General features: G+C 66.9%; 21 protein-coding genes. 17 read left to right on the forward strand and 4 right to left on the reverse strand.

Annotation, left to right across the window (positions count from 1 at the left end; genetic code table 11):
- Positions 1 to 42 precede the first annotated feature (42 nt).
- Complete coding sequence (locus tag AWB94_RS11205; RefSeq protein WP_131805394.1) at positions 43 to 1,443, forward strand: amidohydrolase family protein; 1,401 nt, start codon at positions 43 to 45, stop codon at positions 1,441 to 1,443.
- Positions 1,444 to 1,479: 36 nt separating this feature from the next.
- Positions 1,480 to 2,385: an alpha/beta fold hydrolase gene (locus AWB94_RS11210; protein ID WP_062659138.1), complete on the forward strand. Its 906-nt coding sequence runs from the start codon at positions 1,480 to 1,482 to the stop codon at positions 2,383 to 2,385.
- 129 nt (positions 2,386 to 2,514) lie between these two features.
- Here the strand turns inward: AWB94_RS11210 and AWB94_RS11215 are convergent, their stop codons facing one another.
- Both AWB94_RS11215 and AWB94_RS11220 read right to left on the reverse strand, forming a co-directional pair.
- Positions 2,515 to 3,939 (reverse strand): helix-turn-helix domain-containing protein, encoded by a 1,425-nt coding sequence (locus AWB94_RS11215; RefSeq protein ID WP_165605388.1) that lies wholly within the window; start codon positions 3,937 to 3,939, stop codon positions 2,515 to 2,517.
- 10 nt (positions 3,940 to 3,949) lie between these two features.
- Entirely contained in the window at positions 3,950 to 4,993 is a 1,044-nt protein-coding gene (locus AWB94_RS11220; RefSeq protein ID WP_062659136.1) for an S-methyl thiohydantoin desulfurase family protein, read from the reverse strand.
- Between the two features lie 374 nt (positions 4,994 to 5,367).
- Here AWB94_RS11220 and AWB94_RS11225 point away from each other — a divergent pair, with 374 nt between their 5' ends.
- Positions 5,368 to 6,570, forward strand: a complete 1,203-nt coding sequence (locus AWB94_RS11225; RefSeq protein ID WP_062659135.1) for an MFS transporter — start codon at positions 5,368 to 5,370, stop codon at positions 6,568 to 6,570.
- Here AWB94_RS11225 and AWB94_RS11230 read toward each other — a convergent pair.
- On the reverse strand, positions 6,538 to 7,110 hold the full coding sequence (locus AWB94_RS11230; protein ID WP_201029609.1) for a TetR/AcrR family transcriptional regulator: 573 nt from the start codon (positions 7,108 to 7,110) through the stop codon (positions 6,538 to 6,540). The genes AWB94_RS11225 and AWB94_RS11230 overlap by 33 nt on opposite strands.
- Positions 7,111 to 7,270: 160 nt before the next feature.
- Here AWB94_RS11230 and AWB94_RS11235 point away from each other — a divergent pair, with 160 nt between their 5' ends.
- From AWB94_RS11235 to AWB94_RS11255, 5 genes are read left to right on the forward strand one after another with little or no spacing between them, the layout of a single operon-like run.
- A complete protein-coding gene (locus AWB94_RS11235) occupies positions 7,271 to 8,716 on the forward strand; it encodes an amino acid permease (protein ID WP_264021689.1) in 1,446 nt (481 codons plus the stop codon).
- Positions 8,713 to 9,804 carry an alpha-hydroxy acid oxidase gene (locus AWB94_RS11240; RefSeq protein WP_062659133.1) on the forward strand — a complete coding sequence of 364 codons (1,092 nt, stop codon included), beginning with the start codon at positions 8,713 to 8,715 and terminating at the stop codon, positions 9,802 to 9,804. Before AWB94_RS11235 ends, AWB94_RS11240 begins: the two co-directional genes overlap by 4 nt.
- Positions 9,801 to 10,148 (forward strand): RidA family protein, encoded by a 348-nt coding sequence (locus AWB94_RS11245; protein ID WP_062659132.1) that lies wholly within the window; start codon positions 9,801 to 9,803, stop codon positions 10,146 to 10,148. The genes AWB94_RS11240 and AWB94_RS11245 overlap by 4 nt, the downstream gene beginning before the upstream one ends.
- Positions 10,149 to 10,171: 23 nt before the next feature.
- The gene (locus AWB94_RS11250; protein WP_062659131.1) at positions 10,172 to 11,170 is read left to right on the forward strand and encodes a class I SAM-dependent methyltransferase; all 999 of its coding nucleotides are present in this window, start codon (positions 10,172 to 10,174) and stop codon (positions 11,168 to 11,170) included.
- Positions 11,167 to 11,526 carry a chorismate mutase gene (locus tag AWB94_RS11255; RefSeq protein WP_234811703.1) on the forward strand — a complete coding sequence of 120 codons (360 nt, stop codon included), beginning with the start codon at positions 11,167 to 11,169 and terminating at the stop codon, positions 11,524 to 11,526. Before AWB94_RS11250 ends, AWB94_RS11255 begins: the two co-directional genes overlap by 4 nt.
- A 188-nt stretch (positions 11,527 to 11,714) precedes the next feature.
- On the opposite strand, the gene AWB94_RS11260 is transcribed toward AWB94_RS11255, so the two are convergent.
- Entirely contained in the window at positions 11,715 to 12,899 is a 1,185-nt protein-coding gene (locus AWB94_RS11260) for an ROK family transcriptional regulator (RefSeq protein WP_062659130.1), read from the reverse strand.
- Between the two features lie 221 nt (positions 12,900 to 13,120).
- Here AWB94_RS11260 and AWB94_RS11265 point away from each other — a divergent pair, with 221 nt between their 5' ends.
- From AWB94_RS11265 to AWB94_RS11305, 9 genes are read left to right on the forward strand one after another with little or no spacing between them, the layout of a single operon-like run.
- Positions 13,121 to 14,278, forward strand: a complete 1,158-nt coding sequence (locus AWB94_RS11265) for a Gfo/Idh/MocA family protein (protein WP_234811704.1) — start codon at positions 13,121 to 13,123, stop codon at positions 14,276 to 14,278.
- On the forward strand, positions 14,275 to 15,447 hold the full coding sequence (locus tag AWB94_RS11270; protein ID WP_109762546.1) for an ABC transporter ATP-binding protein: 1,173 nt from the start codon (positions 14,275 to 14,277) through the stop codon (positions 15,445 to 15,447). Before AWB94_RS11265 ends, AWB94_RS11270 begins: the two co-directional genes overlap by 4 nt.
- Positions 15,440 to 16,615, forward strand: coding sequence for an ABC transporter substrate-binding protein (locus AWB94_RS11275; RefSeq protein WP_062659128.1), 1,176 nt, complete (start codon positions 15,440 to 15,442; stop codon positions 16,613 to 16,615). Before AWB94_RS11270 ends, AWB94_RS11275 begins: the two co-directional genes overlap by 8 nt.
- Positions 16,612 to 17,649 carry an ABC transporter permease gene (locus AWB94_RS11280; protein ID WP_062659127.1) on the forward strand — a complete coding sequence of 346 codons (1,038 nt, stop codon included), beginning with the start codon at positions 16,612 to 16,614 and terminating at the stop codon, positions 17,647 to 17,649. The genes AWB94_RS11275 and AWB94_RS11280 overlap by 4 nt, the downstream gene beginning before the upstream one ends.
- On the forward strand, positions 17,639 to 18,619 hold the full coding sequence (locus AWB94_RS11285; RefSeq protein WP_062659126.1) for an ABC transporter permease: 981 nt from the start codon (positions 17,639 to 17,641) through the stop codon (positions 18,617 to 18,619). The genes AWB94_RS11280 and AWB94_RS11285 overlap by 11 nt, the downstream gene beginning before the upstream one ends.
- Before the next feature lie 9 nt (positions 18,620 to 18,628).
- Positions 18,629 to 19,414 (forward strand): sugar phosphate isomerase/epimerase family protein, encoded by a 786-nt coding sequence (locus AWB94_RS11290; protein WP_064961374.1) that lies wholly within the window; start codon positions 18,629 to 18,631, stop codon positions 19,412 to 19,414.
- A gap of 3 nt (positions 19,415 to 19,417) precedes the next feature.
- Positions 19,418 to 20,233, forward strand: coding sequence for a sugar phosphate isomerase/epimerase family protein (locus tag AWB94_RS11295; protein WP_062659124.1), 816 nt, complete (start codon positions 19,418 to 19,420; stop codon positions 20,231 to 20,233).
- Positions 20,197 to 22,185 carry a GMC family oxidoreductase gene (locus AWB94_RS11300; RefSeq protein WP_062659123.1) on the forward strand — a complete coding sequence of 663 codons (1,989 nt, stop codon included), beginning with the start codon at positions 20,197 to 20,199 and terminating at the stop codon, positions 22,183 to 22,185. Before AWB94_RS11295 ends, AWB94_RS11300 begins: the two co-directional genes overlap by 37 nt.
- A 32-nt stretch (positions 22,186 to 22,217) precedes the next feature.
- On the forward strand, positions 22,218 to 23,087 hold the full coding sequence (locus tag AWB94_RS11305) for a sugar phosphate isomerase/epimerase family protein (RefSeq protein WP_062659122.1): 870 nt from the start codon (positions 22,218 to 22,220) through the stop codon (positions 23,085 to 23,087).
- Positions 23,088 to 23,093: the final 6 nt, after the last annotated feature.

Here is a 23,093-nt window from a genome sequence, read left to right on the forward strand (position 1 = left end):
GGGGCGAGAACACTGTGGTTCCGGCACGCCACCGTGCTCACGATGAACCCCGGTGTGCCTGACCTGTTGCACGGCGACGTCATGGTGCAGGACGGCACCATTGTCGCCGTCGGTGAAGACCTCGCCTCGGACCCGCGAACGGCAGGCGCCGTGACCATCGACTGCACCGGGTTCATCCTGTGCCCAGGGTTGGTCGACGCCCATCGACACGCCTGGCAGACGGCGTTCCGACGACTGATCGCCGACGCCGACCTCGACTCCTACGTCGCCAGCATCCATGGCGGGATGGCACTGCACTACACCCCGGACGACATGCGGATCGGCACCCAGGTGAGCGTGCTTAGCGCACTCAACAGCGGCATCACCACCGTGCTCGACTTCTCCCACAATTCGCGCAGCCGCGCGCACTGCGACGCTGTGTTCGAGGCGTACGCACAGGCGGGCGCCCGGGTGGTGCATGCGTCCGCAGCCCCGAATGCCGGCGAGTGGGAGGAACACTGGCCCGAAGACCTGGCACGGCTGCGAGACGCCTACTGCCTCGGCGATCGCGGTCTGGTCACGCTGCGGATGGGCCTGGACATCAAACGCGTCTGGCCTACCGACCGCCTACTCGCGCATGCGCGCGAGGCGGGTCTGGCCATCACCTTCGACGGGGTACTCGGTCCCCGCGCCTCCGACGAGCTGTACGACCTTGCTCAGACCGGCGCTTTGGGTCCAGACGTGACACTCATCCACTGCACCGACCTCAGCGACTACGTGTGGCAGGCGATCGTCGATCAGGGCATCAGCGTCACCCTGGCCACCACCTCGGATCAGCACATCGGCATCGCGACCGGTGTACCGCCCGTTCAGCGGTGCCGCGACTTGGGCTTGGCCCCCAGCCTCAGCACCGACGTCGAGGTGACACTGGCCGGGGACATGTTCACCCAGATGCGCGCCACGATGGCTACCCAGCGAATGCTGCTGGCCAGCAGACGCTTTCACGGCGAGGAGAACTTGCCGCCGATCATGACAAGTCGCGATGTCCTGGAGATGGCCACCGCTAACGGAGCCCTGCATGTGGGGCTCGGCGGTGTCGTCGGTTGCATCGCGGTGGGCTTTCAGGCCGATGTGCTGCTTCTTCGGGCGAACGCACTGTCCAACCTGCCCTTCAACAACGCGGTGGGCACCGTCGTGCAGGGAACCGATACCGCCACTGTCGATTCGGTTTTCGTCGCCGGCCGCCCCCGCAAGTGGGCCGGGGAGATGATCGGCATCGATCTGACGTCTTTGACGGCGGAAATCGAGAAATCGAGAAACCGGATCGCCGCCGCGGTCGGATGGCGACTGGATCCGCTGGCGCCTCCGTCGTTCTCCGCAGCATCCGAGCAGGCACTACGGGCCCACGTCGACGGAACACAGGAAGCCGGCCGCTTGGCATCGTTGGCGGTCCCGAACTTCTGACTGCGCTACAAGAGAGAGAGAGAGAGAGCAATTCACGTGCCTGACCATTTCACCGGATTCGATTCCGTCTTCGCAGACGCCGACGGCGTGAAACTCTTCGCTCGCGTGGGCGGGCCTGCGAGCGGTCCAGCGGTGGTACTGCTGCACGGCTTTCCGCAGTCCCACCTGTGCTGGCATCGAGTGGCACCTGCACTCGCCTCGACTCATCGGGTGGTGTGTCTCGACCTCAAGGGCTACGGCCAGTCCGATGCGCCCCGTGGTGACCAGTCGCACCACGACTACTCCAAACGCAGGATGGCCGCTGAGGTGGTGGCGTTCATGTCCGGGCTCGGATACCCACGCTTCTCGGTGGTCGGGCACGATCGCGGTGCGCTGGTCGGCTATCGCATGGCGCTCGACGCCGGCGATGCGGTGGAGAGCCTGGTGCTGATGGACAACTATCCGGCGTCACTCATCTGGGACCGCATGGCGGTCGATCCCGAATTCACACCGCACTGGCGCACCTTCGCGCAGGACGGCGCCGCAGCGGAGAAGTCGATGACGAGAGCGGCACTGGATCGGTTGACGGCGGAGCACACCATGTCCGGGACTCTGGACGCATTCGACAGCGAGGTGCTGGCAGCGTACCGGCGTGATTGGGCGGACCCTGCGCACATTCACGCCTACTGCGAGGACTACCGTGCGGGCGCCCGCATCGACCCGGAACTGGACCGAGCTGACCTGGCCCGCGGCGCCGTGATCCACAATCCCGCGCTGGTGATCTGGGGTGAGGCCTTTCTGGGTCGAGCGCCGGAGACGCCGACCGAGATCTGGCGACGTACATTCGCGCCGAACATCATGGGCGTCGAGGTTCCCGGCGGGCACTTCAACGCAGAGGAGAGTCCCACCGAGACGACGGCCGCAATCGTGCAATTCCTGCGACGAAACGCCGAGCCGGTCTAGCCCGAGCGGCGTATCGCAGTGATCGAGGAACTCACTCGGTAACGACCTGACGAATCGAGCTTGTACGGTGGGCACGTCCAGACCCGCGAGCCGCCGATAACCGAGGCGGGAATGGTCGACCGCGACGAATCACAGCGCCCGGCAGGCGATGCGCAGGGCCAGCCGGGTGTCGTCGTCGTCGAGGTCGACGCCGAGCAGCGACCGGATGCGGTCGAGCCGCTTGAGCACCGAGTTGCGGTGCACACCCAGCCGTCGCGCCGCCGCCGCCGTGGAGCATTCCGACAACAGGTACACGTTGAGCGTGTCGAGCAGGGCATCGTCGGCCGCCGACCGCAGCGGTTCCAATAGCAACCGCGCGCGCTGCCGGGCCTGCTCATCGGTGACCGCGGTCAGCAGGTACTGGCGCGGGTTCGCATCGCTGGCCGTCTCGACCGGACGCCTGCCCGGAGCATGCCCGGCGATCCGGCACAGACGTGCCGCATCGTCGATGGCGCGCACCAGCCCGGCGATGCCGTAGTCCGCGCCGGCCACACCCGCCGCGATGTCGTACTCGGCGAGGTCGGCGACGATCTGGCGAACCTCGTTGGCCCGCAACGCCTGCTGCGCGTCAGTGGGCCGAGCCGGGGTGGTGGTCCACCAGACCCAGCCCTCGGCCATCGGCACCGCGGGCACCGTCAGACCGGCGGCGACGAGCGCGTTCTGCAGCGCGGTCAGGACCAGGGAGCGGTCGATCCTGGCGTCCTCGGGCCGCACCATGACCGCGGTGTGGAACCCTTCGAGCTGCCAACCCAGCGCGACCGCCTGCTCAGCGCGGGGGCCATCGAGGGCCCCGGTGGTGAGCAGGTGGGTGAGCAGCGCGCCCTGGCTCGCCTGGTCCCACGCCGCCGACAACGACGACCGGGCCGCCCAGGCCGACAACCGCAGCAGACCGAGACCGGCCACCGCCCGGATGGTCTCGACGTGGCCGTCGGACAGGCCACTCGGTGCATGTACCGCGCAGGTGAGCCGTGAACCGGCTTCTCGACCCGGCGGTGTGGACGCGGTGATGGTGCCGTTCGGTGCACCGCCCGGTCCGGCGAGGACGACGCCCGACGGGCCCAGCACGCTGACCGGGTGACCGAGCACGCCGGCCAGTGTCGTCGCCACGCTCGACGGGGTGTCGGCCAGTGCCAACCGCGCCGCCGCCTCCGCGCATTTGACGCCCCGCTCGGCCAACGGCCGGCGCAGGTGGACGCGGACGGCGAGCGCGGTTTCCCAGCGGTCGGCCGGTAGTCGCACCAGCGGTAAGCCGAACCGGTCGGCCAGCCAGCGGGTGGAGACCAGCACGTCGTGGTCGACGATGACGGCAGCCGTCTGGCGTTCGGCGAGGCCGGGCAGCGACAGCTCGGTGGCGAGGCTGTCGCCGGAGGTGAGGAACACGACGCTGCGCTCGGCCACCGTGCGCTCGGCGCGTGGAGCGATGATGTGGGCGTCGTGTGCGGGCCGGTCCAATCCGATTGCGCCGCCCAATATCTCGGCACCGGCGAGGTCAGGTAGGGCGAGCACGTCTCGCACGGACGCGATGTCAGACACCGACGACCCCGAATGCCGCCGGTGTCACCTTGTGGTGGAACCGCGGCTCCCGCCAGCGCGGCGGGGCGGGCAGCGCCACGACGTCGACCTCGGTCCCGGTGGCCAGCACCGTCTCGGCCTGCAGCGCACGTCCGTCCCTGGTGCGCATCAGACAGATGATCTCCGGTGTGCTGGCGACGATTTCGCCGTCGACCACGACGATCAGGAACTCGTTGCGCGCCTCCACCCGTACCACCGCGGCATCGCCGGAGCCCCTGATCACCACCGAGCCGATACCGCCGTCGCTGATCCGGCGCCAGCGGGCGTCGGCAACGCGACCGGTGGCGACGCGGCGGGCGTCGTGCCGGTCGATCAGGGCGTCGACGACAACGCGCGGCTCGGCGTCGGTGACCGTGCGGCCCAGTGCCAGTGCCCGGCGCAAGGTGCCCGGGATGCCGGCGGTGCGCAGCCGCTCGAGCGTCGCCGGATAGCCGGCGAACGCGCACCAGCCGCCCATGGATACCGCTGCGGCGCGGATGAATTCCTCGGCGGTGCGCCCCCGAACGTCTTCGTAGAGCACGGTTCGCCCGTAGCTGTCGGTGCACACGAACGGCGCGATGGACACCCCGTCGACGTCATAGGTGGTCTGGTCCAGCCAGGACAGCGCCCGGCCCATGCCGTCGCAGTCGACCAGCGGCAGCTCACCGGCCGCCGCGACCACCAGAGCGGCGAAGATGTTGGCGCCCGCGCTCTCGTAGTTGGTGACACACGCTGGCATATCCGGGAATTCGCGACGGACCCGGTCGACGGCCCGGGTGAACTCGGTGCCCTCAGGTGAGCGCTCGTGGAACGCCAGCAGTGATCCGACCAGGCCGGTGGCGATGGCGAGCGCGTCGGCCGGCAGGTCGTCGATGTCGTGCACCGGCAGCTCGTCGCGTTCGCCGAAGGCATGGGCCGCCAATGCCCGGAACCAGTACGGCTGGCCGCCGCCGCCCGAACCCAGCAGCGCGGCGCCGGTGGCGAGGGTGTCCAGATCGTCCCGCCGCAGGTGCCACATAGTTTCCGCCCGATCGGTCCTCCGCGACGGTCAGCCGCAGTGTGACGATGTCGCCGTCGTCGATGCCCAACCGTAGGCGACCTTGACGGCGCCGTCCTGCAGAACGCGGCCGGGGCCCCTCCGGTGTGAGCCGGTTCGAGCTTAGTCTGGCCGTCACCGTGGATCCCGATGCATCTACGGAGCCCCCTCGCGACGAGGAGCGGGTATCGCACGAGTTGGGAGCGCACGGGATTGAGGCGACCGGCAATCTCGCACGCGGTGACGACGGTGCATCGAGTGGGGTCACGATCAGGCTCATGCAACAGGTTGACGGTGACACCCCAGCACCGTAAATATGAGAATATATTCTCGAATTAGGGGGCATCGGCGTGCGAGTGGTGTTACTCATCGCGGCGTTCACGATTGTGATGGCCGGCCCCAACCTGCCGACGCCGTTGTTGCCCGGTTACCGAGCGAGCCTGGGGTTGGATGCGTTCGGACTGACCGTGTTGTTCAGTGTCTATCTCGTCGCCCTGGTGGTCGTACTGGGTTCTGCGGGGTGGGTGGCTCGCCGCAGCACGCCCCGGGCCCTCCTCGTCACGGGGCTGCTGCTGGGTGTCGCGTCCGACCTCTGTTTCGTTTGGCAGCCTGTGACACTCGCCGGAGTGCTGTCCGGCCGCGTGCTGTCCGGCGTGGCCGTGGGTATCTCGACTGGGGCGGCCGCCGTTCTGTTGCGCCACCACGGCGGAGGGCGCTCTGCGTCGGCCACGGCGCTGTGCGCGCTCCTTGGATCGGCGGCAGGTACGGCGCTCACGGCGTTGCTGGCCGAGTTCCTGCCTCTGCCGCGAGAGCTGTGCTATCTCGTGCATGCGGCCGTCAGCGTGGTGTGCGTGGTGTCGTTGTGGGTGATTCGTGAATTCGCCGAGCCGGCTCGAGCGGACGCGCGTGGCGCCCGCGGCGACACAGCCATGGTGCGCCCCGACGAAAGGGGACGGTTCGCGGTGGCGTCGGCGATCGGCATGGGCGCCTGGGTGACAGCCGGTCTGATGGTCGCGCTCGTACCGACTTACGCGGTCGACCTCCTGGGCGCTACCAGTTTGGTGGTCGCGGCAAGCCCGGTGGTGCTGTACCTCGGGGCTGCCTGCCTGGGCTCGATGGTGGCCGGCCGCCGCTCGCCGCGGACCGACTTGGTGGCTGGCCCCCTGTTCATGGCGATCGGGCTGGCGCTCACGGCATTGTCGGGGCCAACGCACTCGACCGTGGTGTTGGCGCTCGGCGCCGTGATCACCGGAATCGGTCAGGGCCTTGCGTTCCGGGGCGGGCTCTTCGCCGCGCTGACCGTGTCGGACGCTGCGCGCCAGGGGGTGGCTACGTCGACGTTCAGCGCCGTCGCGTACTTCGGCGCTGCGGCGACAACGTTGGGCATGGGCCTGGCGACCGGGTGGCTTGGGCTGGACATCTCTTTCCGTTGGGCGTCAATGCTATTCGGAGCCGCAGCCTTGGTGCTCGGCATTCTTGCCAGTCGCCTGTTCAGGCAGCCGGCCGGTGAGTCCGTCTCTGCGCCATCAGTCGTGAGCCTGCCAGGCGGCGTTCAGTGACGCCGACAGCGTGCGGGCGATGCGCCGGGGCGGCCAATTCAGCTCAGCCAAGTCGACGATCACACGCTCGTCGAAGACGGTGATCCACAGCAGGGTTGCGTAGTCGACGTCCTGCTCGGGGATCGCGCCCTCTTCGACGAGTTCCTCGACGACGGGAGCAAGAGCCGCATAAAGCGCCGATGTCGGAGGATCTTGCTTGCGGACGCGCTCGAGAAATCCATCGGAACTGCGAATGCGGGTCGCGGCGCGGCCCCACTGGATGGCCAGGTCTACCCAGCGTTGTCCAAGCTTCTCGAAACGTTGTATGCCGTGATCGGGAACCGCGTTCAGTTCGGCGACCAGTTCGTCGACCAGCCGATAGTAGAACTCGCGGTGAACGTCGCCGACGTCGTCGAAATGCCGGTAGACGGTCGCGGTGGCGACTCCGCTGGCGCGGGCGAGATCCGGCAGGCTGAAATCGACGCCTCGTTCGGCGAGCAGCTCACCCGCGGCGTCGAGCAACCGGTCCCGGGTTCGAGCGGTATCGCGGCGCAGCCGCATGCGATTCACCATGTCAGATCGGCGCCATACTACCCCGCCATGTTAATACGAGAATAACTTCTCATGTTCGAGTTGACCCGACCGGGCACCTCCGCCAATCTCGTCTTTGTCGAGACGGGAACTTCTTCCCATGTTTGCCTCTCCGTGAAAGGACCGCAGCGTGCTCTTGTTGCCACCGCCACACCGATGGCGCCGCAGGGCGCCCGAGCTCGCCGTCGCCGCGAGTGCCGAGGGTCATGCCCGGCTGAACCGCCGACTCAGCCGAAGTGATCTCACCGCAATGGGGATCGGGACGATCGTCGGTGCAGGCATCTTCGTCACCACCGGCGTCGCCGCGGCCACCAAGGCCGGTCCGGCGATCGTGTTGTCCTTCGTCCTGGCGGGTGTGGTGTGCACGCTCGTCGCGCTTTGTTACAGCGAGCTGGCGGCGATGGCGCCGGTGTCCGGTAGCGCCTACACCTACACCTACGCCACGCTCGGTGAGGCGGCCGCTTTCCTGGTCGGGTGGAACCTCATTCTCGAATTCGTCGTCGCAGGTTCGGCGATCGCCATCGGCTGGTCCGGAATGTTCGGCGCGGCAATGGAATCGCTGTTCGGAGTCAGGCTGCCTGCGGCACTCACCGCGGCACCGGCCGACGGCGGGATCGTCAACATGCCCGCGATCCTCGTTATCGCGGCGGTCGTCGCGGTGTTGGCGGGCGAGGTGCGGCTCACCGCGCGCGTGACCAAGTTCCTGGTGGCGTTGACCATCGGGGTGCTGTTGATCATCGTGGCGGTCGGCGCCCCGCATATTCAGACCGCCAATTGGGCACCGTTCGCGCCTTTCGGCGCAAGTGGTGTGATAAGCGGCGCGGCCATCGCGTTCTTCGCGTTCCTCGGCTTCGACGTCGTCGCGACCTCCGCGGAAGAAAGTCGAAACCCGCGACGCGACCTGCCGTTCGCGATCGTCGGCTCCGTGCTCGTCGCGACCGTGCTTTACATCGCCGTGAGTGCGGTGCTGACTGGGGTGGCGCCGTACTCGACCTTGAACAACGAGGCGCCGATCGCCACGGTGTTCAGCGGGCTGCGGATGGGCTGGATCGGTGGGCTGATCCTGGCCGCCTCGGTGGTCGCGCTCACCAAGGGTCTACTGATGATCGTCTACGGGCAGACCAGGCTCGTGTTCGCCATGTGTCGCGACCGCATGCTGCCCTCGGCCCTCGCGACCACGGGGCGCAGGGGCACACCAGTTCGTTTGGCTGTTCTGCTGGGTGCGGTGGGCGCGGTGATCGCCGGGTTCGTGCCGATCGGCATCGTCGCCGAAATGGTCAACATCGGCGCGCTGTTCGCGTTCGCGCTTGTGTCCCTCGGCGTGTTGGTGCTGCGCACGACGGAACCTGATCGGCAGCGTCCGTTTCGGACGCCGTTGATGCCGGCAGTGCCGTTGCTCGCGCTGGCCGGTTGCGTCCTGCTGGTCATCTCGCTTGAGCCCCTGACTTGGGTGCGTTTCGGCGTATGGCTCGTCGTCGGGACCGTGTGCTACCTCGCCTACGGCCGCAAGCGCTCCTTGATCGCGGCGGCGTCTGACCCAAGCGCATCGGTTAGCGTCACGGAAGAGGTTCGATGACTACCTCGGCGATCAGCTCGATGTACCCGCAGGATGTCGATTTCGCGGCGCTGGAGGAGATTCGGGATTCGGCATTGCAGACACTGGCCGCCGATGTGAGGGATTTCCTCGAGGGCGGCGCCGGCGGTGAGGCGACGTTGCGGGCCAACCGGTCCGCCTTCGAACGACGGGTGATCCGGCCCAGACCGATGAGCGGGGTGAACAACCCGCGCACCGACACGACGTTCTTGGGAATCCCACTGGCAGTGCCCATCCTGACCGCACCGTTCGGCGGCGACGCGCTGTTTCACCCGCAGGGGCAACTGGCTGTGGCGCGCGCCAACGCCACGTGTGGAACCGCATCGATCGTGCCAGAGGCGGGCACGTATTCCTACGAACAGGTTGCACAGGCAGCGCCAACGTCGGCCGTGATTGCGCAACTGCATCCCTTTGAACATTTCGAAGTCGCTGCCCAACGCGCACAGACGGCCGGGTATCGCGCGTTGTGCGTCACCGTGGACTGTCCCACAGCCGGTTTCCGCGTACGCAACAGGATGAACCGATTCGATCCGGACCTGTCCTACTTCGCCGGGAACACCGTCGGTGAAGGGGCGCCGGATGTGGCCGAGATGTTCGGGCGGCTGGTGAACCACGGCGCCCCGACATGGGACTGGGACCGGCTGGCCGAGGCCACGAATCGGTGCGGGATGCCGTGGATCGCCAAGGGAGTGCTGACTGCCGAAGCGGCGGTCAAAGCGCTCGAAGCGGGCGCAGACGCCATCGTCGTGTCCAACCACGGTGGACGACAGATCGACCCGGCCCCGGCCAGCCTGGACGCACTGCCCGAAGTGGTCGCCGCGGTGGCCGGGCAGGTACCGATAGCGTTCGACAGCGGGGTGCGTAACGGCAGCGATCTGTTCCTCGCGCTGGCTCTTGGCGCCGACGTCGTCGTGCTCGGCCGACTCGCCGTGTACGGCCTGGCGGCCCGCGGCGAGGCGGGGGTGCGCCGGACCATCGAGCTGCTCGCCGACGAGTTGCGGACGTTGATGATCCTGGCAGGCGCTTCGAGCCTGGCTGACCTCGACGCGACGATGGTCGGGACACGGTGAGCGCCCCCGCGTTCGCGCCGTTCGGAGTCGGGGGCGGTGTCGTGGTCAGCGCGGGGATCGCTGCGCTCGACCCGGCCACGCTCACGCCGCTGTTCGATGACTTCGACGCCCAGGCGCGTTGGGTGCTTGCCCGGCTCGACATGGTGCTCGGTGAAGCCGGCGCTGCGCGTGAGGACCTGCTGCGCGTGGAGTGCTTCCTCGCCGATCGCCAGTGGTTCGGCGCGTGGAACGCCCATTACGCCGAGCATTTCGGAACGACCCCACCCGCCCGCACCACCGTCGTCTGCGGGCTCCCAGTGGACGGCTTGCTCATCGAAGTGCAAGTGATCGCCAGTATCACCTGAGCAATGACGGAGGGACTGCTGAAATGACGAGCTTCGCCCCACGCGAGCGCATCACGCTCGCCGACCTGCTGGAAGGCCAGACCGCCGCGCACCTTGTCGTCGCCGCTGACGACTTGGGCTGGTGGGAACAACTGCTCGACCCCGACGCGACCATCCTCGTAGCCACCGGTCTCCAACGCGCGCTTGCGCGGGCCCTGCAGCGCATCGGATGGCTGCAGCCCGCCGGGGCCGGGTACCGACTGACCGAAGAGGGACACGAGGTCGCGTTCAACCGCGGATTCGTCCGTATCGCGACCCGTGGCTGGGAACCCACTTTCCGGCAAGTCGGCTGCCTCGCCGCCACTGCCGACACCGTTCCCGCGCAGACCGATCCTGACGCCGTGGCCCGCGGCTGCAGCGACATCGCGCGGCGCCACCCGGAGACCCTGCAGGCGATTGCCGCGCGGATTGCGCAGGACTCCGCTCCGGGTAGCACGATCGACCTGGGATGCGCCGACGGCGGCCGTTTGCAGATCATCGGTGAGTTCGGGCTCACCGAGCAGCTGGTCGGGGTCGACATCGAAGCCGGGGTCATCGCCGCCGCTCGGCAGCGGTTGGCGAGCGGCGGCTTCGCCGACCGGGTTCGCCTGCGCGCCGGTTCCGTCCAACCCGGCGACGAGCTGCCCTCGTGGCTCGATGACGGCGTCCGGGCTGATGTCACCACGGCGATGTCGTTCAATCTCATGCACCAGTTGGCCACCGACGGCGGCGGTATCGACAAGGTGCTGGGCGCGTGGTTGGAGTGGTTCCCGGACCTGCGCCGGTTCGTGATCGGGGACGTCGTGCGTTCGGAGGGCAAGTACTGGCACGAATTACCCTGGTTCGCACCTACTTTCGAGATCTATCACGAACTCACCGGTGTCCGCGTCTGGCGTGAGGAGGAGTACGTAGACGCTTTCGCCTCGCTGGGCTTCGACATCGCGGAGTGCTTCGACAAGGACCACGACGTCATGGTCACCTGGATCGCGGAGCGCAAGCGGTGATCGAGCAACTGGTCCGGCGGCTTCCGGGCGGGGGCCAGAGTCGCACCGGCGCGGCAGTTCAGGACGTTATCGAGTCCGAGCAGGTGCGGCGCGAACCGACAGTACTGCGCCAGGAGATCGACGCACTGGACGAGGAGATACTGAGACTGATCCAGCGCCGCGTCGAGGTGTCTCGTCGAGTAGGGCGCAGTCGCCGCGACGCTGGTGGTCCCCGGATCGTCTATCAGCGCGAACTGGAGATCATCGCCCGGTATCGAACGCGATTAGGCCGTGAAGGCAACGCGCTTGCCGCAATCCTCCTACGCCTTGGGAGGGGCCCACTGGGACAACCAAATTGGGATGCCGGCACGGCGTGAGGCTCACGGTTCCACTCGCTCGGTCACCTCTCCCCTGCCGGACCCCGGCACCTCCAGATCGGGAAGATCACGGCGCGCCGGAATCGATTATGGCGGGTTAGCAGAAACCCACTGCATACACATCAGATGCATCACTGCCTTTTCGCATCGCGCTCGCGTCGCCTTCCTTCCCCCGTGGGAGGACGTCGTCACCGCACCGCCCCCAACAGCGCATCGATCGAGTCGGCTGCGAGCACATGCTCTGTGGTCATCATGGCCGCGCCCGTGATGCCCGCTCGGTCGGCCAACCGAGATCGAGTCACCTCGAGGTCGCGGGTGCCGAGCGGCAGCGAGCGGGCGTAGATGGTTTCGCGGACACCGGCGAGCAGGTATTGGCCTGCGTCGGCGATCTGGCCGCCGAGGACGATCACGGCCGGATTGATCGTGCTCACCAGTCCGGCCAGTACGCCCCCGATCTCTCGACCCGCATTGCGGACGGCGCGGACGGCCGCCGCGTCACCGGCCAACACGCGGTCGACGACATCGCCGTTCGTACGGGCTCCGGACTCACGCAGATTCGCAACCAAGGCCTTGCCGCCGGCGACGGCCTCCAGGCAGCCGACGTTGCCGCACCAGCAGACGACGTCGTGGTGATCCGTGACGCGGATGTGCCCGATATCACCAGCGGCGCCGTGCGCCCCATGGAAAACCCTTCCGCCGGTGATGATTCCGCATCCGATGCCGGTCCCGACCTTGACGAAGGCCAGCGGTGAGACGTGCGGATAGGCAATGGCCGCCTCACCGAGTGCCATCAGGTTGACGTCGTTGTCCACGAGTACCGGAACTGGGAATGTCTGCTGCAGGTAGCGCGGGACGTCGAAACCGTCCCACCCCGGCATGATCGGCGGAGCCACCGGTTTGCCGGTGGCGTGTTCGACCGGACCCGGCAAGCCGATGCCGATCGCCAGCACACGCTGCCCCTCGTCGCCAACAGTCATCAGCAATTCGGTGAAACGTGCCGCGAGCCAATCCAATACCGCCACGGGACCATCGGCGATGTTCAAGTCGGAGACCTCCTCGGCCACCACATTCAGACCCAGGTCGAAGACAGCCGTTCGGGTATGGGTGGCTCCGCAATCCGCCGTCAGCACCAGACCGGCCCGGTGATTGAACAGCAACGTGCTCGACGGCCGTCCGCCCGAGGACACGCTGTCTTGACCGGTGACCACCAGTCCGTGCTCGGTGAGGGCATCGATGCGCTGGGCCACCGTGGAACGGGCCATTCCGGTGAGCCGTTGCAGATCCCCACGGGTGCGTGCGTGCCCTGTGCGGATGAGTCGGAGCACATCAGCAGGGGTTGCGCTACCCACCCGATCGACGCCGTTCGCGTTCATATGTGCAGACCCTAACTCGGTAATACGTCCCCCACGCACGGACTCGTGCTTTCAGATCGCGAGTGTCGCGACCTGAGTTCTGCATGTTAATACACCGTAACTTTTGAAGTTCTGTCTGACAATCGGCGTAAGTGTGGGTTAGCGTCGCCTATCGGCCGAACGAGGAGTGGGATGGAACACCGAGTCATCAACGCAGCGCACGCCGTTGGAGTAGCGCAATCGTGACCCGCCCGACGCCCTCGATCGGTATCGGTCTGCTGGGCACGGCATTCATGGGCCGAGCCCACGCCCGCGGATACCAGGGCGTTGCCTCGATGTACTCGCCTCCCCCGCTGCTGCCCCGACTCGAGGTGGTCGCCGGCCGGGACGAGCAGCGCCGCAAGGACTTTGCGCGATCCTTCGGCGTCAGGAGGACCACTGGCGACTGGCGGACCCTCGTCGACGACCCGTCGGTGGAGGTATTCGACAACTCCGCACCCAACGATCTGCACGAAGCGCCGACGATCGCCGCGCTCGCAATGGGCAAACACGTCATCTGCGAGAAACCGCTCGGGCGAACCGGATCCGAGGCGCTCCGCATCTGGCAGGCGGCCGAACATGCGGGCGTCGTCCACATGTGTGCGTTCAATTACCGCTTTGTACCGGCAATCCGGAAGCTCAAGGAGCTCATCGCCGGCGGTGCGCTGGGCAGGCCGCTGCACTTCCGGGCGCGCTACCTTCAAGATTGGCTGACCGACCCGAGCGCCCCTGCCACGTGGCGCCTCGATGCCGACCAAGCCGGCTCTGGGGCGCTCGGCGATCTCGGTTCCCATATCGCCGACCTCGGCCGGTATCTGATCGGCGAAGTCGACGAAGTCACCGGTGCGACGGCGACGTTCTTCGACGAACGCCCCGGCGGATCCGTCACCGTCGATGACGCCTTCGTAGCAACCGTGCGGTTCGACAACGGCGCGATCGGGACACTGGAGGCATCGCGCGTCGCTCACGGACACGTCAACGATCTTTCGATAGAAGTGAACGGCACCAAGGGATCTGCCCGCTTCTCGCTGGAACGCCTGAACGAGCTCGAGGTCGATACATCCGGTACCGATGGTCACCGGGGATTCCGCCGAGTGCTGGTCACCGACCGCAACGACACACTCCTCGACGCATGGTGGCCACCCGGTCACGTGCTGGGGTGGGAGCACACATTCGTGCACGAACTGCACCATTTCCTCACCTCCGTCGCGGCCCACCGATCGGTGCGCCCGCACGGCGCCGACTTCGAAGACGGCTATCGCGCCGCGTTGATCTGCGATGCGGTCGAGCATTCCGCCGCCACTGGAAGGGGCGCCAAAATCTCGCTGACGGCCGCCACCGTGGAAGGTGCACTCACATGAGGACGTCGCAAGCGAGCCCGAGTGTGCTGACCACGCGGCAGTCCAGTTCTGCTGCGGGGCAATCCGACGGCGTGGATGTGCGCCTCAGCGGGGTGACCAAGCGATACGGTGCCGCCGTCGCGGTGGACAACCTCGATCTCGACATCGAGCACGGTGAATTCCTGTCCCTGCTGGGACCATCCGGGTGCGGCAAGACGACCACCTTGAAGTTGATCGCAGGATTCGAGCACCCCAGCGAGGGACGCATTCTGATCGGTGGACGGCCCGCCGAGGGACTGCCACCGCACAAACGCGACGTCAATACCGTCTTCCAGCATTACGCGCTGTTCCCGCATCTGTCCGTGCTCGACAACGTGGCCTACGGACTGAAGCAGCGCGGTGTGAAGAAGGCCGCCCGCAGGCACCAGGCCGCAGAAGCGCTCGAACTCGTCGGGCTCGGCGATCGAGCGCGCGGACGGCCCGCCGATCTGTCGGGCGGCCAACAGCAGCGGGTGGCATTGGCACGCGCCCTCGTCCTCCGCCCCCGCGTGCTGCTACTCGACGAGCCGCTGGGGGCACTGGACCTCAAGTTGCGCGAGCACATGCAGATCGAGTTGAAACGGATTCACGCCGAGGTGGGCTTGACGTTTGTTTTCGTCACCCACGACCAGGGTGAGGCGCTGAGCATGTCGGACCGCATCGCGGTGATGAACGACGGACGCATCGAGCAACTGGCGACACCGCAACAGGTGTACGACGCGCCGAAGTCACGGTTCGTCGCGTCGTTCATCGGCGACATGAACCAATTACGCGCGGATCTGCACGGTGGCACGGCCAGCCTGCTCGACGGAGCACTGCACGCACCCATCGCCTCGACGGTCGACACTCCCGGCGTCGGGCAGCGCGACGTGCTCATCGGTGTCCGGCCCGCCGACGTCTCCGTGCGCGGTATCGACGAGGCCGAAGCGCACGGCCGGATCGAGACGGCGATGCTGACCGGTCACAAGGTGCAGCTCGTCATCGCCCTGCGAGACGGTCAACGTGTTGTCGCCCAACAGGATCGCTACCGCGCAGCGACCGACACAGCACATCTGCGTGCCGGCGAGCACGTCGTCCTGGACCTCGCCCCGAACAGCGTCCTGCTGCTCGGAGCGGCCGATTCCGATCTCAAGGAGAAACCCGATGCGTAACAACCGTGTGGTCACCATTCTGGCCGACGAGAACCAAGCCCCACACATCCGAGCCGCTCTGACTCGCCGGCAGGCACTGCTCGGCCTCGGTGGCGGAGCGGCGCTGCTGGCGCTCGCCGCGTGCGGAACCTCCGGGCCCCAGCAGTCCAGCGCGTCGTCGACACCAGCCGCGCTGAACGGCGACAAAGTGGAAGGCCAGCTGGTCATCGGCAACTACGCCGACTACATCGCAGAGGACAACGTCTCCGCCTTCACCGGTGCCGTCGGCCCCAAGGTCCGCCTCGTCACCTACTCCACCGGCACGGAGATGATCGCGGCCCTGGCCTCCGGGAACGCCGACTACGACATCGTGGTCGGCGGACCGTCCGAAACCGTCCAACTCGTCGAGCGCAAGCTATTGCGCGAACTCGACAAGTCGCTGATCCCCAACCTCAAGAACGTTCGCCCCGGTGTGATGGGCCTCGCGTACGACCCGAAGAACCTCTACACCGTCCCGAAAGCGATCGGGGTGGCATCGTTTTGGTGGAATACCGCCACGGTCAAGGGAACTGCCACATCGTTGGCGCAAGTCTTCGACCTGATCAAGGCGAACCCGACGGCGAAGGTCAACTTCTTTCCCGGCGCCAAAGAGACGTTCACCCTCGCGCTGGCGGCGATCGGCAAACCCATCGGCTCCACCAACCCCGACGACATCGAGGCCGCCAAACAGCTGTTGATCTCCGTCAAACCGCGGATCACCAGCTTCGGCGCCGACGAACTCGAAGGCGGCACCACGGGCTCCATCGACATCTGCATGGGCTACAACTACATCGCCAAGAACATCAACGAGCAGGCCGGCGGCACCAAGGTGCAGTTCCTGCTCCCGCAGACGGGGAGCACGGAGTACTTCATCGACAACTGGGCCATCGCGGCGTCGGCCAAGGATCCGGTGGCTGCGCACAAGTTCATCGATTACGTCTGCGCCCCCGCAGAGGCCGCCAAGGAGATGAACGCGGTCGGCACCCTGGTACCGGTCAATGGCATCGATTCCCTGGTCAAACCCACTCTGATCAACGATCCCACCATCAACATCCCGCAGGCCCAGCTCGACAAGTACGAAATCCTGATGCCCACACCCGATTACCTCGACATGGTGACGCGCGCCTACGACGAATTCAAGGCCGCGTGAACGTGGCAGCCGCCGGATACGTGATCCGCGCGGTGGCGGCCACCATCGTGGGCGCCGGCCTCCTGGTGACGATCACGGCCGCCGGTCTCGGTGAAATCACCACGGTCGTAATGCTTCTGGCCACGCTTCCGCTGGCGGTACTCGCACGGGCAGGGTGGTCGCGCGCGCGGCAATCCCGCCACGATGACGAGTACCCACTGGTGCTGGCCTGGCCGTCGGCATCGCTGTACACGGCGTTCTTCCTGCTGCCCCTCGTAGTCGTGATCGTCTACTCGCTGGCCACCCGGCAGGGCTACGGCGAAGTGGTGTACGGCTTCTCCTTCCACAACTTCGCCGACGCGCTGGGCGGGTTGTACCTGCAGGCCTTCGTGCGCAGCCTCCGGTTCGCCGTCATCGGGACCATCACCACCGTCTTCATCGGGTTCCCGTTCGCCTACTGGCTGGCCCGGTACTCCCCGGCCCGGCGGCGAAACCTGTTGCTGGCGCTGGTGATGGTGCCGTTCCTCACCGCATTCCTGCTCCGGGCCTACGCGTGGCGACTGGTGCTCAGCGACGACTTCCTTCTCGCCGATCTGCTGCACACGCTCGGACTGCTGCACGGGCCGCTCAACCTGCTGAACACGGGAACGGCCGTGCAGATCGGCATCGTGTACGGCTATCTTCCCCTGTTCATCCTGCCCGCCTACGCGGCGCTGGAGCGGATGGACTGGCGCCTGGTCGACGCGGCCAAGGACCTCGGTAGCAGCCGATTCGCGGCGTTCCGGCAGGTGAGCCTGCCGGTCGTCGCTCCCGGCGTCATCGCGGGTTCGCTGCTGGTGTTCATCCCGATGACCGGTGAATACGTCATCCCGGCGGTACTGGGCGGCGGCCGCGTCGACTTCGTCGGCACCTTGATCAGCCGCGCGTTCCTGGAGGGCCAGAACTACCCGTTCGGCGCCGCACTCGGCCTCCTGGTGGTGATCGCGCTGTCGGGTTGCCTTGCGCTGTACCTGTTCATGACCAACCGAGCCGAGAGGAATCTCGGTGCCGTCTGAGCGTAAAGCACCCCGGTCGCTCGCCGCGGCCGCCGGACTGCTGGTCGGCAGTGTCTCCGTCGTGTCGAGCGTCCTCGGCGCGCTCACCGGTGGCGTGAGCGGCTCACGCGCGGTGTTGTTCGTCGTCGGCGCAGCGGTGCTGGCGCTGACGTTCCGGCTCCTGTCCGTACCGCATATCCTCGGCGGATTCGCGCTGCTGACATACGGATTCCTGTTCGTGCCCATCGTCGTGGTGTTGGGCTACGCGTTCAACGCGGGACAGATCATCACCGTGTGGGCGGGCTTTTCCACCAAGTGGTTCTCCCAGGCGTTGAACAACCCGCAGATCGTCGAGGCGATCGGCAATTCGGCTGCCATCGCCGTCGGCTCGGCGCTGCTGTCGGTCTCGTTCGCCTGTGCGGCGGCCCTGGTCATCGGGCGCGCCAAGTACGCCGTGCGGCTGCCCTACGAAGGTGTGCTGCTGCTGACCCTCGTGGTGCCCGAAGTCGTCCTGGCGATCGGACTTCTGCTGTTCTACATGCGATTCGGTGTCCCGTTCGGCCCGTTGACCGCCATGGTCGGCCACGCCGTCTTCGGGACATCGGTCGCGCTGCTGATCGTGCGAGCGCGCTACACCGGGACGGGCCTGGATCTCGAACACGCCAGCGCCGACCTGGGCGCCGGCCCGTGGGCGACGCTGTGGCAGGTGACCCTACCGCGATTGACTCCCGCACTGCTCGGGGCATTCCTGCTCACCTTCGTCCTGTCCTTCGACAACGTGGTGACCTCACAGTTCACCGCCGGCGGCACGCCAACCTGGCCGCTCTACCTGTTGTCGGCGTTGAAGTTCGGGGTGAGCCCTGAAGTCAACGCCGCGTCCGCGCTGTTGCTGGTCGCCATCCTCGGCGTCGCCGCACTGACGGCGCTGGTGATCCGCAGGCTGTCTCGCGTTTCCACCCCATCCGCGTCCACTGCCGCCCCGAACGAGTAGAGGTCCTCGATGTCCCCGACGGCTCAGCCCCCCATCGCCGTGCAGCTGTGGAGCGTTCGCGACCACCTTGCCGCGGACTTCGACGGCACCGTCGCAACCCTGGCCGATATCGGGTTCGCCGGTGTAGAAACCGCGTTCGGGGTCGAGGGCGACCTCGACGAAGAGCACATCGTCCAGGCCTCCGGCATCTTCTCGAAATACGGACTTCAAGTCTGCTCGGCCCATGTGGAGATCCCGCTCGGCAAGGACCTCGACGCCGTACTGCGTCAGGCCGACATCCTCGGCACCCGCCGCATCGTCTGGCACGGCTGGCCCGAAGACCCACGCTACGGGAGCAAGGCCGGCGTCGACGAACTGATCGATATGTACGGCCGCGCCAACGACGTCGCCCGCGCGGAGGGTCTCGAGTTCGGTATCCACAACCATTGGTGGGAACTGCAGCCCGTCGACGGAACGCCGTCGCTCGAGCTTCTCCATGCCGCGCTGGACCCGTCGGTGTTCTTCGAACTCGACGTCTACTGGGCCACGGTGGCCGGTGTCGACCCCGTCGCGCTCATCACCCGACTGGGGTCACGGGCGCAGCTGATCCACGTGAAAGACGGCGCCGCCGAAGACGTCGACGCACCCATGGTCGCCCTGGGTCAGGGCACGATCAGGCTCGAGCCGACGCTCGCGGCCGCTGAGGACGCGGCCTGGTGGATCGTCGAGTTCGACGCCTGCGACGGCGACATCTTCGACGCGCTGTCTGTGAGCAGGCAGTATCTGCGTGCCCTGGCGACGGAAGCGACGAGTTGACACGTGGTTGAGGTGATACCGTCGCGCCCCATCGAGATCGCGTCCAGTGAATGGGTTCTCGGCCATCGCGACCAGGCATTGCTGCGCACGGCAGCCGCCGGACTGACGGCTGTCGAACTCGACGCACGACCGGATCTCGATACGGAATCCGTTCGCCTCGCGCTCAGCGAGCACGGTCTCAGCGCGCCGTCGCTGTGCTGGCAATGGAACCCCGATGCCGAACTCGGATCACCCGACGGTGCCAGCCGACGTGGCGCCCAGCGGTACCTGGCCGCCGCCTTGGAGCAGGCCGAACATCTCGGCGCGACCCAGCTCGTCGTCGTCCCCGCATGCCGCGAGATCCCCTGGCAGGACGAGCCGCGACAGACCGGCATCGAGCGCGCCGCATCCGCGATCCGTGAGGTGCTCCGTGACGCGCCGGCACGCGTCCAACTGGCGCTCGAAGCGCTGCGCACCGACGAAAGCTTCCTGCTCAACACGCTCGACGAGGCCGATCAGCTGCGGGAGATGATCGACGACGACCGCGTCACGCTGTTGGCCGACCTCTATCACCTGGCCGATCTCGACGGCCACCTGGACGAGATTGTCGGCGCCCACGCCGAGAAGATCTCTCTTGTCCATTTCGCCGCGGCCGACCGCACCAAGGTCACCGCAGCGACGCTGCGCATCGCCGAAGTCATCTCGGTGCTCACCGCCGCTGGATTCGACGGCTCGGTAACGCTCGAATACACCGTTCCCGATGACGACGACCTCCGTAAGGCGGCCGCGTTCGCGATGCAGGCGTGGAACGCGCCCGCGGAGAAGGCCGGTTCCACCTGATGCTCGATCCCCTGCTCGTCGCCGCGGCCTCCGCGCTGTTTCCCGAACTTCTCGAACTGCCCGCGGTGCCCGACCACATCGGCACGCCCCTTCGGGCAGCCTTGGACACCGTCACCGGCACGGCACCGTTCGAGCGGTGGCCCAGCGCGGAACGCCTGTCTCTGCTCCAGAGGATGCTGTCCGGCGGTGATGCGACTCGCCGCGAGGCGGTCGAACGATTCGGCCGGTGGGTGGCCGCGGTCGTGCTCGAACAACCCGGCGTCCTCGACCGGGTCGGATTCCGTGTGCTGGCGCCGGAACGGGATTGGCCCGACGTCGACGATTCGCTGTTCGCGACCACACCAGCCGACCAGCTCGAACCCGACTATCAGGTGGTGATCGTCGGATCCGGAGCCGGAGCAGGCGTTGCGGCCCATGTGCTGAGCCGCGCCGGACTGCATTGCCTGGTGATCGAGCGTGCTCCCGCACTGACCACGCGCCAGATGGCCAGCACGCACGGCGCAAGCGCCCGAACGTTTTCCGGGTTCGACCGTCTGGTGGATCTCCCCGCCCTGAACGCTCCGCGGATGGTCAACGGCGAGCTCACCGTGCCGGGCACGTCGCAATGGAACGGCAACGCGATGACGCTGGGTGGCGGGACTCGGGTTTACGGCGCGATGGCATGGCGGTTCAGCCCGGAGGACTTCGCCATGGGGTCGGTCTACGGCGATCCGTTCGTGGATTGGCCGATCGGCTACGACGACTTGGCGCCCTTCTACGACAGGGTCGAGCGCGTCATCGGTGTCGCCGGTGCCACTGGGCTCGCGCCGCACGACGGTCCCCGCAGTCGGGCGTATCCGATGCCTGGCGTGCGACTGAACTCCGTCGGCCATCGGCTGGCCACGGGTGCGGACACACTCGGCCTGCCTACCGTGACGCCGCCGCTGGCGATCAACACGCGCGCCTACAACGGACGGCCGGCGTGCGTCGAATGCGCTCTGTGCGTGGGGCATGCGTGCCCGGCCAACGCCAAGAACGGCACGCACAACACCGTGCTGCCGTCGGCGGTCGCGACCGGCAGATGCACAGTCACCACCTCGGCAGTCGTCACCAGCCTCATCGTGGCGGGCAACGCGGTCACGGGCGTCGCGTTCGTCGCAGACGGTCGACAGCGCCTGGTACGCGCGCGCCACGTCGTGCTGGCCGCGGGTGCCATCGAGTCTGCGCGACTCCTGCTGGCCAGCGCCGTCGACGATCCCCACGACCAGATCGGCCGCTACCTCCAAGGGCACCTGTATGCCGGCGCCACCGGACTTTTCGCAGACCCCGTCGACGACATGGTGGGCCCCGGTCCCAGCATCGCGACCACGCTCTACCGCCATGGCAACACCGGGGTCGCCGGAGGGGGAATCCTGGCCAACGACTTCACCCGCACCCCGTTCGAGGCGTGGGGCGGCCTGGTCGAAGCAGGGTTCGTCTCGGCCTACGGATCGACCGCGATCGACGAGCTCGCGTTCGCCTATCCGCGATCCGCGGTCGTCATCGGGCCCGTTCAGGAGGCCCCGCAAGCCGAGTCGAGGGTGACCGTCAGTGGCCACCTCCGTGATCGCGTCGGCGTCCCCCTTGTTCACCTCGACTCCCCCGGTCCGCATCCCAACGATCTCGCGGTGGCAGCTCTGCTGACGGAGAAGGCCCAGAACTGGCTGTCCGCCAGCGGATCGGCCAAAACCGTGGCCACTCAATGGATGCCGCGCCGCGGTCCATCAGCGGATCAACATCAGGCCGGCACATGCCGGATGGGCACCGACCCGGCGACGTCGGTCACCGACGCCAACGGTGCGCTGTGGAACCACCGCGGCCTCACCATCGCCGACGGATCGCTGCATCCCACCAACGGCGGCGTGAACCCCGTACTGACCATCATGGCCAACGCCTGGCGGGTCTCCGAACGTCTCGCCGACAGCCTGACCTGAACCATCCACCCATCCACGCCGAGGAACCCATCATGCCGCTCCGTATCGGACTCCAGTTGTACTCCGTGCGCACCTCCCTGGCCGACTCGACGCCGAAGACTCTTCAGCGCATCTCGGAACTCGGCTACCACTATCTGGAGGCCGCCAACCACTCCGCCGCGACCGACGACGGCATCGGCTTCGGCGTGTCGGCACCGGAACTCCGCACCATGTTCTCCGACCTCGGGCTGCACATCGTGGGTGCTCACGTCAGCCCACTGCAGCTCGACCGACTCCCGGCGATCCTGGACTACCAACTGGAGATCGGCTGCCGCCAGATCGGCAACGACATCGAGTTCTATCCCAGGGGCGACCGAGACCACCTGCTGAGGCGGATCGACTTCTTCAACCGCGTAGGGCAACTGTGCGCCGAGCGCGGCATGCGGTTCTACTATCACAACCACTACCAGGAATTCCAAAGAATCGACGGCGAGCTCATCTACCAGACGATTCTCGAAAAGACCGATCCTGAGCTGGTTTTCGTCGAGATGGACACCTACTGGGTGACGCGTGCGGGCCATGATCCGATCGAGTGGATGCGGCGATACCCCGAGCGCATCGTGCTCCTGCACCAGAAAGACTTCCCGGCAGACGCGCCGCAACCGATGAATCTGTACGCCGGTGTCGTCGATCTCGACGCCGACATCGACATGCCGCTGTTCGAAAGCGTCGAGGACCGCCGCTGCTTCACCGAGATCGGCACCGGAATTCTGCCCATCCAGGACATCATCGACACCGCGCTCACTCTCCCCAACCTGGAGTACATGCTGCTCGAACAGGATTACACCCGGTTCACCGATCTGGAATCCATCGAGCGCAGCCGATCCGCATTCGACGCCTACCACGGAATCACCTGGACGTGAGGAGCA

The organism is Mycolicibacterium canariasense, assembly GCF_002101555.1.
In the GTDB taxonomy this organism is placed as follows: domain Bacteria; phylum Actinomycetota; class Actinomycetes; order Mycobacteriales; family Mycobacteriaceae; genus Mycobacterium; species Mycobacterium canariasense.